Origin of the sequence: Rhizobium hidalgonense (assembly GCF_005862185.2) — a bacterium.
Classification (GTDB): Bacteria; Pseudomonadota; Alphaproteobacteria; order Rhizobiales; family Rhizobiaceae; genus Rhizobium; species Rhizobium hidalgonense.
The window spans coordinates 1,582,010-1,594,653 of the sequence record NZ_CP054027.1 but is presented as its reverse complement, the minus strand read 5'-3'; the positions used below and the strand labels follow the sequence as shown (position 1 = coordinate 1,594,653).

The window sequence follows — 12,644 nt, the reverse complement described above, 5'->3', positions numbered from 1 at the left end:
TAATCGCGAAGATTTTTCGGCATGGCTGAAATGCTGGGCACAATCCGGCAAACCGGAATCGAGTTTCGGAAAGGATTATGCGCAGATTCAAAGCGATAGAGTGCCGCGCGTCCCCTCGGACGGACGGCATCTCTTATAAAATCAAAGATCGAGCGTGCCGCTCGCCAGCCGCACCGCCTGGCCGCCGATCCGCGCATTGGAGATCGTCCCGCCGTCGACATCGATATGCAGATGGATGAAGGATGGCCGGCCCATCTCGACGCCTTGCTCGATCATGATCGGGTGATGCCCGTCCGTCAGCCGGTCGAAATGGTGGATCGCGCCGGAGAGTGCCGCCGCCGCCGAACCGGTGGCCGGATCTTCGACGATACCCATGGCGCTTGCGAACATGCGCGCATGGAACTTGGCGACGTGGTTGACACCGCCGCGGCAATAGACATAGGCCGAAGCAAGCGCACCCTCGACGAAGGGCACGATCTTTTCCCAGAGCTGCGGATCGAATTCCACCCGCTGCGCGGCTCCGACATCGTGCACCGGAATGAGCAGGAAGGGAACGCCGGCGCTCCAGACCGACGGCACGTGATTTTCGAAGCCGATCTCTGTTACCTTCAGCGACAGCGCGTCGGCCATGCCGAGCTTGTCGAGCGGCATGACGGCCGGCTGCGATTTCCGCGGCAGGTCGAATTCGGCAAAGCTCGCCTCGCCCTCCCTCAGCCGCACAGCACAGCGCACCGGCCCGACATTTTCCTCAAGCACCGTCACGAGATCGAGCGTCGCCGCGCCATGCGCCCGTTCAGCCAGCGCCACCGCCGTGCCGACCGTCGGATGGCCGGCAAACGGCAGCTCACGCCCCGGCGTGAAGATCCTGAGCTTTGCCGCATAGGCGGGGTTGCTCGAAGGCTGCACGAACACCGTCTCGGAGAGATTGATCTCCCGGGTGATCGCCTGCATCACCTCGTCGCTGAGATCGTCTGCGTCGAAGATCACCGCCAGCGGGTTGCCCGCAAGCTTTCGATCGGTGAACACGTCATAGACGCTGTAGCTTCGCGCCACATCGGCCTCCTTGAATCGGTCATCGCGCCGCCAACCTGCCCGACCAAACGGCCGAGTGCAAGGCGGTAAGTCAGATGGATGCAAGGAGCCAAGCTGGAGCGTGTCCTTCGAGGCTCCGCCTTTGGCCTGCGCGCCTCAGGATAGGGGGCGTTGGAGGATGCCGCGCTGACAATAGCGCTTGGTCAAGAATGCCGCGCCCTCTCTCCAGCCGCCTCTTAAGCGCCCGCCTTGCCGAAATACCAGTCGATCACCGGCAGCATGGCGACGTTATAGGGATAGGCTGCATGATCAGCCGAGCGGATCGCCACCGCGCCAGCGATCTCCTTGTCTTCGGCGACCAGCATGTGGGCCTCGATCCGCTTTACCATCTCGACTGCCGTCATGTCGAAGCGGAAGAGGCGCATGAGCGTCACCGTCCGATTGGCGTGGCTGGCATAGAGACCCTGCCCCGCCACGGCATCCGAAAGATCGAGGCCTGTCTCCTCATGGACCTCGCGGCGCATATTCGCTTCGATGTCGCAGCGCCCATCGACGATGTCCTCGGGCTCCAGCGAGCCGGCGGCGAAATAGACCTGACCGGGATTGGCGGTATGGGCGCCCATGCGGATCGCCACCAGCGCGCCGTCGGCGCTTTCCAATATCGGATAGGCGAAGATGTGGATGCCGCCCTGACGCTCTGGCTGGCGGCGCCAGTACATGAAGGCGGAAAAGGGAGTGGCATAACCCTCGCCGGAAATCCCGTCTTCGCCGAACGACAGTCGCTGCTGGAACACCAGGCGCCCATCGAAGAGCGCCGGGTTGGCGGCCGTTTCCTTGGCCCAGTTCTCGCGGATCGCCGCTTGCTCGGCAAGGACGAAGGGATGGCTGCCGGGCAGGACGCGCAGATCCACGCCGGCGATCGGGAAGACGGTGGCTTCCGGCGGCCAGCCGGCGAAATCGTCGGGGAAATCGCTGTTTGCAAAATTCATGTTCAAATTGGTTTTCATGGTCGCTTTCAGGGAAGATCCAGTGTCATGACGACGGGGCAGTGATCGGACGCCTTCGGCCGGTCCCAGCCGGTGCGGGGATAACGCTCCACCTCCTGCCCCGGCGGGAAGATGGTGCGATAGGGCTGGCCACTGCGGATGATTTCGGGCAGACGGCCGGCATTATGGGCGGCGAGATCAGGCGAAAGCCAGAGATAATCAAGCTGGCAGAGCCACTGCTCCTGCGGCCCGCGCGTGTGATAGAGCGTCCAGCGGTCGAGAGCCTCGCGCCGGCGCACGACGTTTTCCGCAAAGCCGTCATGGCTGAAAACGTCGAGCGCGCTTTCGGCCTCCACCTGATGCTCGAAACGATAGCTGGTGCCGCGGCGGCCGATGACATCGACGCGCTCCTGATAATCGTTCATGTCGCCGCAGATGGCAAAGCTCTTGGTGCCTGCCTGATCGGCACCAAAGCGATCTTCGATGATCCGGCGCACGGCGCGTGCCTCGGCGCGGCGGATCGGCATCGTCGATTGCCGCCCATCCAGCCCGTCGCGCGGATTGCCCATCGATTTGAAATGCACGACGTAAAGCGAAAACGGCCGGCCGCCGATCAGAAGGTCGAGCTCCAGGCAGTCGCGTTTGAAGATCTTGTCGTCGATGCGGTTGGTCAGCGCCAACTCCTCGTCGAAGAGATCGAGGTCGCGATAAGTCGTCATCGCATGGCTGCGGATGTCCCTGAGTTCGATCTTCTGGCCGTCGCGCGTTTCCTCGCGCATCAAGACGGCGACATCGATGCCGCGGCTGTCATTGCCCTCGACCAGATATTTCTGCCGGTAGCCGTTTCCGACCATGCGGAAGAGATAGCCGTATTCGAAGGCCTGGAGGGCGGCCATATTGTCGATCTCCTGCAGGCAGAGGATATCGGCATCCGCATCGGCGATCGCCAGCGCCGTCATCTGCCGGGTGTCGTCGGTCGCGGCGATCACTCGCGCCTGCTCGAGCTGCTGGTAGACGCCCTCGCTCGACACTTGGAAAAGCTTGATGACCCGGTCCTGGCGCAGCTGGTTGCGGAAGCCGGTAAAATCGAAACGGGTGAGCAGATTTTCGACGTTGAAGGTGGCGAGGCGAAGCGACATGGCAAAGGTCCGGTTGCGTGCGGTACCTTATCCAGCAAAAGCCGCAGGAAAAGATGGCAGGGCCAAGAAAAATGCGGATAACTGCCCCTTTTACAGCCCCAGATGCAATTGCTTGCCTCCATCAAAGCCGCCACCCCGCGCGGATGACGACGCGCACCGCATCGCCGGGCACGACAGCCACACGGCTGAAGACGCGCAGCGTCTGGCCGTTGCCGAGCGTCAGCTTGACCGCGTAACGTTCGCCCTCGAACAGCACGGCTTCGACGGTCGCCGGAGCCCCCTCGCCGCCGATGATCACATCCTCCGGCCGCACCAGAATATCGGCGGCATTCTTGAGCGCCTCTGCGGCCTTGATCGGCAGGACCTTGATGGTGTCGCGCGCCGGAAAACCTTCCGGCAGCTTCATGCCGTTGCGGGCCGGATGTAGCCGAGCTTGAGAAAGCCTTCCTGGCCCTTTTCGGAGAGCACGTAATCGACGAACCTCTTGGCGGCATCGGCATTTTTGGTGCTGGCGAGGATACCGACCGGTTCGGTGACGGCCGATACACCTTCGCTCGGGAAGACGAACTCGACCGGAGCGCCCTTGGCTTTCTCGCGGATCGGCAGGTAATCGACGACCATGCCGTAAGCCTTTTCGCCCGAGGCGACCGACTTCAACACGGCGCCGTTGCCGCCGGCGGCGATTGCGCCGTTCTCAGCAAGCGACTTGTAGAAATCCCAGCCGAGGCCGGGAACGGCGGCCAGCGTCTGAGCGTGAATGAGGGCGGCACCCGAAGCGAGCGGGCTCGGCATGGTGACGAGGCCCTTGGCTTCCGGCTTCGTCAGGTCCTTCCAGCTCGTCGGCCTCATCGCCGCCGAGGTGTTGTACATGATTCCGGTGGTGATCAGCTTGGTGGAGTAATAATAGCCGTCGGCGTCATAGAGGGCGGCGTCGTACTGAGCAGCCTCCGGCGACTTGTAGGCGAGCAGCTTGCCGTCTTCCTTAAGGCGCTCCAGCGTCACGACGTCGGCGATGAGGAGGAGATCGGCGACAGGGTTGCCGGCCTGGATTTCAGCCTGCAGCTTCGCCATGATCTTCGGGGTGCCGTCGCGCACCCAGTCGACCTTGAGATCGGGATGGGCGGCCATGAAACCATCGACCGTCGCCTGCGCGTCTTCGTTCGGCTGGCTGGTGTAGAGAACGAGATTTGCGGCCGAAACCGGAATGGCAAAGAGGCTCGCGGCGAGAAGAGCTGCGGCGGAAACGATCGTCTTCATGGGAGGGGTCCTCGGGAATTGCTTCCCCCTCCCTTATTAGGGGTCGTTGACAGAGATGTGACAGGGCGCAGCGGCTGCGCTGCACCCTATACGCCGCGCTGGCGTTACTTCGCGGCCTCTTCGATGAGTTCCGCCACCTTCTGCGGCTGCGAAACCATCACGACATGGGAAGCACCGTCGACCACGACAGTGTGCTTCGAACCTGCTCGCTCGGCCATGAAGCCGAGGGCCGCGGCCGGGATGTTCTTGTCGCCGGTGCCGTAGACAAACCACGACGGCAGCTTCTTCCAGGCCGGCTCGCCCGACTTTTCGTTGAGGGCCGCGTCAGTAACCGGCCGTTGCGCCGCCGCCATCAGGGCCGCCTGTTCGGCCGGCACGTCGCTGGCGAACTGGTCATGGAATTTGGCCTGGTCGATATAGAGATCGACGCCGCCTGCGCTGAGTTTCACCGGGGCGCCAAGTGCTTGACCCAGCGTGCCGCCGGGAAATTTGCCGGCGAGATCCGCAACCGATTCCCCTGCATCCGGCGCGAAGGCCGCGACATAGACCAGGGACTTGACGTTGTCATGGCCGTTCGCGGCGGTCGAGATTACCTGGCCTCCATAGGAATGGCCAACGAGGACGACGGGGCCGGCAATGCTGCCGACGACATCGGAAACATAGGCGGCGTCGCTCGAGACGCTACGCAGCGGGTTGGCGGCAGCCACGACCGGGAAGCCGTCCTTACGCAGGATTTCGACGACGTCATTCCAGCTGGATGAATCGGCAAAAGCACCGTGAACGAGGACGACGGTCGGCTTGGCCGGCTGAGCGACGGCAGCACCGGAAAGAAGAGCGCCCGCCAGGGCGGCGACAGCAGCAAACTTGAACATGGGTCATTTTTCCTTCATCGGTTGAGCATTGGGAGCCGAACCGGGAGCGACAGGCGTCAACAAGCTCCCTCCGGACATTTAATTTGTAAGCGATTTTCTTGTGCGCTATATAAATAGCCAACCTTGTTTGCGACGTCAATAGCTTGCAAATAGATCGCGCACAAATTATATTGAAGTGAGAGGAGAGCGTGATGAAAAACACCGGAACGAATGATCTCGCCGACGTGCCGATGATCGAAGAAATGCTTTGTTTTTCAATCTATTCGGCAGGCCACGCCTTCAACCAGCTTTACCGCCCCCTGCTCGACGAGCTGGATCTGACCTATCCGCAATTCCTCGTCATGACCGCCCTGTGGACTCGCGACGATCGCACGGTGAAGGATCTCGGCGAGACTCTTTTCCTTGACTCCAGCACCCTCACCCCGCTCTTGAAGCGACTTGAAAATGTCGGCCTCGTCACCCGCAACCGAAATCCCGCCGATGAGCGCCAGGTGCTCTTGCGTCTGACGCAGAAGGGACTGGCCCTCAAGAGCCGTGCCGGCCATGTGTTCGACTGCATCGGCAAAGCCGTCGGTCTCGACGCCGAGACCGTGAGCAAGATTCGCGATACGATCGCGTCGCTCCGCGACAACATTCACAAGAAGGACAAGGACGAGACCTGAGCCAAGGCGGCGTTCACGTCGTCGCCACGCCAGGACGATTTCCATCGACAAGCCGATTCCATATTGTACGATCTGCCGCGTGGCCCAACGGCCCGTGACCGATCGGAGTCTCAGCGCCCGCAATCCTGCCTACCCCTCACGCAGGCGTGAACACGCCACCACTGTCATTCTACCGCGTTGAGAGACGTCAATCCCGTTTCGATGAAGGAGGAGTTTCAATGGAATATCGTCTGCTTGGCCGTTCCGGCCTGAAGGTTTCGACTTTGACCATGGGCACGATGACTTTCGGCGGCGTCGGCTGGGCGAAGATGGTCGGCGATCTTGGCACCTCCGAGGCGAAGAAGATGATCGACATATGCATCGACGCCGGCATCAACCTGATCGACACCGCCAATGCCTATTCCAACGGCGAATGCGAAAACATCATCGGCGAGGCGCTGGCCGGCAAGCGGCCGCAGGGCGTGCTGCTCGCCACCAAGGCAAGATTCGGCATGGGCGACGGCCCGAACGACCGCGGCCTGTCGCGCTACCACCTGATCCGCGAATGCGAGGCGAGCCTTAAGCGCCTGAAGACCGATGTCATCGACCTCTATCAGGTGCATGAATGGGACGGCCAGACGCCGCTCGAAGAGACGATGGAAGCCCTCGACACGCTGATCACGCAGGGCAAGGTGCGTTACGTCGGCTGCTCAAACTATTCCGGCTGGCACATCATGAAGGCGCTTGGCATTGCCAATGAACACCGCTACCAGCGCTTCGTCAGCCAGCAGATCCATTACACGCTGGAGGCCCGCGATGCCGAATACGAGTTGCTGCCGATTTCGATCGACCAGGGCCTCGGCGTGCTGGTCTGGAGCCCGCTCGCCGGCGGCCTGCTTTCCGGCAAACACCGCCGCAACCAGGCTGCCCCCGAGGGCACGCGCCAGTTCGCCGGCTGGACCGAACCGCCGATCCGTGACGAGAACCGCCTCTGGAACATCGTCGAGACGCTGGTGGCGATCGGCGAGGAGCGCGGCGTTTCCGCAGCACAGGTGGCGCTCTCCTGGCTGATCGGCCGCAAGGCGGTCACGTCAGTCATCATCGGCGGGCGCACCGAAGCCCAGTTCCGCGATAATATCGCCGCCGCCGAACTGAAGCTCACGGTAGAGGAGCGCGAACGCCTCGACGCCGTCAGCCTGCCGCCGGTGATCTATCCCTACTGGCATCAGCTGAACACCGCGAGCGACAGGTTTGGTGAAGCCGATCTCGAGCTTTTCGGCCCGCATCTCCAGCAATAGGCAAGCATGGATCACGCATTGCACGGTGAAAGTTAGCGTCATAAAAGATGCACTTTCGCCGTGTTAGCGTAAGAGCCCGCTACTCACGCGAGGTTCGCCATGCTGAAGAATTACAAAGTCCTGAAGGGTACGGCGAGCGCACTCGCTCTTGACGACGACAACGATCCCCACATCGAGATCCGCATCGAGGCGAACGGCATCAGCTATCGCATCGCGCTCAACGTCCGCTCCAAGGAATCGCCGCACGACCTGCTCTATGCCAACATCGTCGATTTCAAGCACCCGGCGCTGACGCAAGCACTCGAAGAGCTGCCGATGGGCCTGACCGACATCGGCAAGGACCGTCGGGAGCTGGCGATCGATTATGTCCGTGGCGGGCTGATCGAGCGAGAGGACATGGATGTCGCGCCCTTCCAGCTCTCCGGCCCGAAGAACGATCTGCGCGAGTTCATCGAGCCGATCGTCGAGGAAGGCATTGCCAATGCCGATATCCATTTCTATGCCTTCGGCGGGGCCTGGGGGCCCGAAAACAACAAGCCCGATCAATATTTCGATTTCGAGCCGGGCTACGGCATTCACGACATCCACATGAACCAGGGTGACGGCGGCAGCTTCAAGGCCACCAATGGGCCGAACCAGGACGGCGCCCTGCTCGTCCATTTCAACGATACCGACGAATGGGCGGCGATCTTCCTCTGCTTCCAGTCGCAGAACTGGAACACCGATGCGCAGACCGACCATCCCGTCTCCGACAGCCGCCGCGGCCAGGGCCGCGGCGAAGGCACCCGCCGGCCGCAGCCGGTCGTCGCCTCGTCGCTGCGCATCCTCGCCGCGCTGATCAACCCGGTGAACGGCGAAGACGGCGCCGAGGCCGAGACGGTGACGATCATCAACCGCTCAGACATGGCGGCATCGCTCGACGGCTGGACGCTGGAGGGCGAAAACGGCAGGACCCAGACGCTGTCGGGAACGCTTGATGCAGGCGAGCTACGCACCATATCGCTCGATGCCGCCGCCGGCGGCCCGCAGCTCGCCAACCGGGGCGGCGACATCATCCTGCGCAACACCGACGGCGCAGTCGCCGACCGCGTCGGCTACGGCAAGAGCGAGACGGCAAACGAGGGCTGGACGACGATCTTCTGACTGGCGCAAGCGCGCATCCGGCTGTAGGGCAAGAGGCTCGCATCCTTTCATTGCTGCGTTCGCCATAGGAACGAAGGTGCTGTGGAATACTCCTCTGCCCCGCCGGGCATCTCCCCCTCAACCTGCGGCGATCACCCGCCAATCTCAGCCGAGATCAACGCGCCCAGCCGGCCGATGCCGTCCTCGATCATCTGCTCGTTGGCGCAGGAAAAGCTGACGCGGAATGTGTTGGCGCCGGAGCCGTCGGCGAAGAAGGCCTTGCCCGGCACGAAGGCGACCTTGGCGGTTTCGAGCGATTTCGCCAAGAGCTTGGCGCCGTCCATGCCTTCCGGCAGCGTGATCCAGATGAACATGCCGCCTTCCGGCTTGGTCCAGCTGGTGCCTTCGGGCAAATATTTTTCGAGCGCTGCCAGCATGCAGTCGCGGCGCTTCATGTAGGCTGCCTTGATCTTGGCGACCTGGGCATCGAAGCCACGCTCGGCAACATCAGCGATCGCCATCTGGTTGATCGTCGAGGAATGCAGGTCGGCCGCCTGCTTCATCAGCACCAGCTTGCGGATGACGGGCGCATTGGCGACGATGAAGCCGACACGAAGGCCGGGCGCCAGTGTCTTGGAGAAGCTGCCGCAGTAGATCGTGCGCGTATTGTTGATGTCGCCCTTCTCTGCGATCTCGAGCGCCAGGATCGGCGGGATCGGCTCGCCGTCGTACCGCAGCGACTGATAGGCCGCGTCTTCGATGACGGCGATGTCGAGTTCTTCTGCGAGCGCCAGCACCTTCCGGCGGCCCTCGAGATCGACCGTTTCGCCGGTCGGATTGGAAAAGTCGGCGGAGAGATAGGCGAACTTCACCTTGCCGCCGGCAGCACCCGCGGCCGCGCGGTAAGACTCCGGCGTCCGGTTGCCGTTCGGCGCCAGCTGGTCGTATGTCGGCTCGTAGGCGTTGAAGGCTTGCAGCGCACCAAGATAGGTCGGCCATGTCACGAGCGCGGTATCATCAGGCGACAAGAACAGCTTGCCGAGATAATCGAGCCCCTGCTGCGAGCCCGAGACGATGAAGACATTGTCGAGTTCGCAGGGGATGCCGAGATCGGCCATCTGCCGGACCAGCCATTCGCGCAGCGGCTTGTAGCCTTCGCTGACCGAATATTGCAGCGCCGAATTGACGGCAGCGCCATCGAAAATATCGGCATAGGCCTGCTTGAATTCCTGATCGGGAAACAGCGCCGGATCGGGAATGCCGCCGGCAAAGGAAATAATATCGGGCCGGTCGAGAAGCTTCAGGAGCTCGCGGATTTCGGACGCGCGCATGCGCGACGAGCGCGACGCAAACATGGTGTCCCAGTTCAGCATGGTGGTTTCCTCGCATTTTCTAATATCCGCAGCTGATCACGCGGGGAAATTTATGTCAACAATACTGACCTATTTTCTTGTCACTACGACAAAGTTTGGAGACTAGGTATTCGAAAGCCTGGGGCAATTGGGCAGACGTGGGAGGTTTCACGCAAACTGGCCCGCCCCCCGTTGCGTGAAAATTTGCCACTCCGAGCGATTATTCCTCTGATCAAAAAGCCGAAACCGGCCGATTCAGACCTTTCCAAAACCGGCCCGGGGGAAGTAGTGTGCCGCCCATTATTCAATGGACTATCAAGGTGCCAGCATGACCGCGACGTCGACCTCTCCTGAAATCACAATCGAATTCCACAAGTCTCCCGTCCCCGACGCCGATCGCATCAAGGCACTGGAAACACCCGGCTTCGGCAAGATCTTCACCGATCATATGGTGCTGGCACGATGGACAGCCGACAAGGGCTGGCACGATGCGAAGGTGACGCCGCGTCGCCCCCTGGAACTCGATCCGGCAAGCGCCGTGCTGCACTACGCCCAGGAAATCTTCGAAGGCATGAAGGCCTACAAGGCAGACGATGGCCGGATTCTGCTGTTTCGGCCTGAAGAGAACGCCCAGCGCTTCGCGCAGTCGGCGGCCCGCATGGCGATGCCTCCTGTGCCCGAAGAACTGTTCCTGAAGGCGGTCGAAGAGCTGGTCCGAGTCGATAAGAACTGGATACCCTCGGGCGACGCCAGTCTGTATCTTCGCCCCTTCATGTTCGCCAACGAGGCGTTTCTCGGCGTTCGTCCGGCGCAGGAATATGTCTTCTGTGTCATCGCCTCTCCGGTCGGCGCCTACTTCAAGGGCGGCGCGAAGGCCGTCTCCCTCTGGGTCGAGACCGAATACACCCGTGCAGCCAGCGGCGGCACCGGCGCTGCAAAATGCGGCGGAAACTACGCAGCCAGCCTCGTGGCGCAAGCCGAGGCGTCGAAGAAGGGTTGCGATCAGGTCGTCTTCCTCGATGCCGCGGAGCATCGCTGGGTCGAGGAACTCGGCGGCATGAACGTCTTCTTCGTGATGAACGATGGATCGATCGTCACCCCACCCCTTGGCGGCACGATCCTGCCGGGCATCACCCGGGCCTCCGTCATCGTGCTCGCCGAAGAACGGGGCTTGCGGGTGGAGCAGCGCCCCTACTCGTTTTCGGAATGGCAGGACGATGCCGCCAGCGGCAGGCTCGTCGAAGCGTTCGCTTGCGGCACTGCCGCGGTCCTCGCAGGCATCGGCCTGGTTCGACATGCCGGCGGCGAGTTTCTCGTCGGAGACGGACAGACCGGCAAGCTGACCAGCGAACTGCGCCAACAACTCGTCAGCCTGCAGAAGGGCGTAACGAACGACGAGCACGGCTGGACGCGCCTCATCCCGGCCTAAACTCCAGACCTTCCACACAAACGGCGGCGCCGACAGCGACATGGTGGGCGCCGCTCTCGGCCTCGCCTGCAAAGCCGTCAGGCCGGCGGCAGCCCTCAAAATCCTCACCGCCGATGCGAACATCTATGCGACTGCGAGCGCCATCATGCGGCTATCCCGCGCGATGCCCGGCTCAAGGCTCGAGCGCGTCGTCGACATCGATAAAAAGACTGGCTTTGTTGTGACCCAGGTGCTCGACGACGGCCGGCCACGCTTCTATCACAGTGTGGGGAATGGGAATCCGGCCCTTGGGATGGCCGAATACCGGCATGTGCGGGCGGGTACTGAATCAATGGCGAAAATGACGATCTCGCTTCCGGATCATCTGGCGGATTACGTCGCACGCCGTGTTGCAAGCGGCAGATACAGCAGTGCCAGCGCATATCTGGCGGAACTCGTCTTGAAGGACCAGAACCACCGAAAGCTTGATGACGACGAACTGCGTGATATCCTGAGGCAGGCTGAGGGGAGCGGCATCAGCGACCGGCGCATTGCCGATATTCTGCTGGAAACGAAGGCGAAGCTGCGTGACACCCACCTATAGGCTGACCCGAACCGCAGACGCTGTGCTATCAGGCATTGACGAATATGCCAGCCTGCATTTCGGCGAGGCGCAGGCGGATGCCTATCTTCTCGATTGGGACAGGATCTTCGTGCTTCTCTCGCGCGCGCCTTCGATGGGAGACCAGTGCGAAGAACTCGGCGCCGGGCTTCGCCGCCTCCTCCACATGCGCCACGTCGCCTTCTACCGCGAAATACCGGACGGCATCCTCGTCATCGACATCATCGGCGCCGACCGGCTTCCCGAAAGGCACCTTCAATCCGCCCGACAATCGCGACCGGCCAACCCGCATGCCTCGTGACACGACCTCCGCCTTTTACGAGGAAAACGCCGAGACATACGCCAATCGGGCGCGCAGCCTGCCGAAGCAGCAGCTCGATGCGTTCCTCGCCCGGATCTCACCAGGTGGCGCAATCCTCGAACTCGGCTGCGGAGGCGGCCAGGACAGCGCCTATATGCTGTCGCAGGGTTTCGACGTGACGCCGACGGATGGCTCGGCCGAGCTTGCAAGGCAGGCGGAAGCGTTGATTGGCAGGCCGGTGAAGGTCATGCTGTTCCAGGATCTCGACGCCGACAGCGCCTTCGACGGCGTCTGGGCGCATGCGAGCCTTCTTCACGTCCCTAGACTTGAGCTGCCCGATGTCTTCGCCCGCATCCGCCGCGCACTCAGAATCGGCGGCCGCCTTCACGCAAGTTTCAAGGCAGGAGAAGCGGAAGGCCATGACGGCTTCGGACGTTACTACAACTACCCCTCCCGCGAATGGCTGTCGGCGCTTTTGACGAAAGACGGCTGGCGAAACCTCGCCATCGAGGAAAGCGATGGCGGCGGCTATGACGGCAAGCCGACCCGCTGGCTCACCGTCAGTGCAGAACGATAGAGGCCGGAGCTTTCGCCCCGGCCTCTTATATTTATTT

Annotated in this window: 12 protein-coding genes and 1 pseudogene; 7 read left to right on the top strand and 6 right to left on the bottom strand. The window is 62.1% G+C overall.

Translation table 11 applies throughout. The features are described 5' to 3' along the window. Nucleotides 1-141: 141 nt before the first annotated feature. From FFM81_RS07510 to FFM81_RS07490, 5 genes and pseudogenes are all read right to left on the bottom strand, one after another. On the bottom strand, nt 142-1,053 hold the full coding sequence (locus tag FFM81_RS07510) for a PhzF family phenazine biosynthesis protein (protein WP_003564708.1): 912 nt from the start codon (nt 1,051-1,053) through the stop codon (nt 142-144). Between the two features lie 215 nt (nt 1,054-1,268). Next, nucleotides 1,269-2,039: an NUDIX hydrolase gene (locus FFM81_RS07505; protein ID WP_003564710.1), complete on the bottom strand. Its 771-nt coding sequence runs from the start codon at nt 2,037-2,039 to the stop codon at nt 1,269-1,271. A gap of 8 nt (nt 2,040-2,047) precedes the next feature. After that, entirely contained in the window at nt 2,048-3,157 is a 1,110-nt protein-coding gene (locus tag FFM81_RS07500; RefSeq protein ID WP_003564712.1) for an endonuclease/exonuclease/phosphatase family protein, read from the bottom strand. Nucleotides 3,158-3,278: 121 nt separating this feature from the next. Then, nucleotides 3,279-4,414: pseudogene (locus FFM81_RS07495) on the bottom strand (ABC transporter substrate-binding protein). 104 nt (nt 4,415-4,518) lie between these two features. After that, nucleotides 4,519-5,286 carry an alpha/beta fold hydrolase gene (locus tag FFM81_RS07490; protein ID WP_025416562.1) on the bottom strand — a complete coding sequence of 256 codons (768 nt, stop codon included), beginning with the start codon at nt 5,284-5,286 and terminating at the stop codon, nt 4,519-4,521. A 191-nt stretch (nt 5,287-5,477) separates the two neighbouring features. Between FFM81_RS07490 and FFM81_RS07485 the strand changes: the two genes are divergently transcribed. The 3 genes from FFM81_RS07485 to FFM81_RS07475 all read left to right on the top strand — a co-directional run bounded on the left by FFM81_RS07485 (nt 5,478) and on the right by FFM81_RS07475 (nt 8,368). Further along, entirely contained in the window at nt 5,478-5,948 is a 471-nt protein-coding gene (locus FFM81_RS07485; RefSeq protein ID WP_003564717.1) for a MarR family winged helix-turn-helix transcriptional regulator, read from the top strand. A 218-nt stretch (nt 5,949-6,166) separates the two neighbouring features. After that, nucleotides 6,167-7,225, top strand: coding sequence for an aldo/keto reductase (locus FFM81_RS07480; protein WP_097534157.1), 1,059 nt, complete (start codon nt 6,167-6,169; stop codon nt 7,223-7,225). Nucleotides 7,226-7,324: 99 nt separating this feature from the next. After that, on the top strand, nt 7,325-8,368 hold the full coding sequence (locus tag FFM81_RS07475) for a DUF2278 family protein (RefSeq protein ID WP_138385750.1): 1,044 nt from the start codon (nt 7,325-7,327) through the stop codon (nt 8,366-8,368). Between the two features lie 131 nt (nt 8,369-8,499). On the opposite strand, the gene FFM81_RS07470 is transcribed toward FFM81_RS07475, so the two are convergent. Beyond that, entirely contained in the window at nt 8,500-9,720 is a 1,221-nt protein-coding gene (locus FFM81_RS07470) for an aminotransferase-like domain-containing protein (protein ID WP_138385749.1), read from the bottom strand. Nucleotides 9,721-10,027: 307 nt separating this feature from the next. Here FFM81_RS07470 and FFM81_RS07465 point away from each other — a divergent pair, with 307 nt between their 5' ends. The 4 genes from FFM81_RS07465 (at nt 10,028) to FFM81_RS07450 (ending at nt 12,607) form a co-directional block, all read left to right on the top strand. Further along, nucleotides 10,028-11,128 carry a branched-chain amino acid aminotransferase gene (locus tag FFM81_RS07465; RefSeq protein WP_138385748.1) on the top strand — a complete coding sequence of 367 codons (1,101 nt, stop codon included), beginning with the start codon at nt 10,028-10,030 and terminating at the stop codon, nt 11,126-11,128. 331 nt (nt 11,129-11,459) lie between these two features. Next, complete coding sequence (locus FFM81_RS07460) at nt 11,460-11,711, top strand: ribbon-helix-helix domain-containing protein (RefSeq protein ID WP_025416567.1); 252 nt, start codon at nt 11,460-11,462, stop codon at nt 11,709-11,711. Further along, entirely contained in the window at nt 11,695-12,030 is a 336-nt protein-coding gene (locus FFM81_RS07455; RefSeq protein ID WP_003564731.1) for a type II toxin-antitoxin system RelE/ParE family toxin, read from the top strand. Before FFM81_RS07460 ends, FFM81_RS07455 begins: the two co-directional genes overlap by 17 nt. After that, entirely contained in the window at nt 12,020-12,607 is a 588-nt protein-coding gene (locus FFM81_RS07450) for a class I SAM-dependent methyltransferase (protein ID WP_003564733.1), read from the top strand. Before FFM81_RS07455 ends, FFM81_RS07450 begins: the two co-directional genes overlap by 11 nt. Nucleotides 12,608-12,644 lie beyond the last annotated feature (37 nt).

Coding starts and splice junctions, on each gene's coding strand:
- FFM81_RS07505 (WP_003564710.1), bottom strand. CDS start 2,039: ATGAAAACCAATTTGAACATGAATTTTGCAAACAGCGATTTCCCCGAC.
- FFM81_RS07500 (WP_003564712.1), bottom strand. CDS start 3,157: ATGTCGCTTCGCCTCGCCACCTTCAACGTCGAAAATCTGCTCACCCGT.
- FFM81_RS07490 (WP_025416562.1), bottom strand. CDS start 5,286: ATGTTCAAGTTTGCTGCTGTCGCCGCCCTGGCGGGCGCTCTTCTTTCC.
- FFM81_RS07485 (WP_003564717.1), top strand. CDS start 5,478: ATGAAAAACACCGGAACGAATGATCTCGCCGACGTGCCGATGATCGAA.
- FFM81_RS07480 (WP_097534157.1), top strand. CDS start 6,167: ATGGAATATCGTCTGCTTGGCCGTTCCGGCCTGAAGGTTTCGACTTTG.
- FFM81_RS07475 (WP_138385750.1), top strand. CDS start 7,325: ATGCTGAAGAATTACAAAGTCCTGAAGGGTACGGCGAGCGCACTCGCT.
- FFM81_RS07470 (WP_138385749.1), bottom strand. CDS start 9,720: ATGCTGAACTGGGACACCATGTTTGCGTCGCGCTCGTCGCGCATGCGC.
- FFM81_RS07465 (WP_138385748.1), top strand. CDS start 10,028: ATGACCGCGACGTCGACCTCTCCTGAAATCACAATCGAATTCCACAAG.
- FFM81_RS07460 (WP_025416567.1), top strand. CDS start 11,460: ATGGCGAAAATGACGATCTCGCTTCCGGATCATCTGGCGGATTACGTC.
- FFM81_RS07450 (WP_003564733.1), top strand. CDS start 12,020: ATGCCTCGTGACACGACCTCCGCCTTTTACGAGGAAAACGCCGAGACA.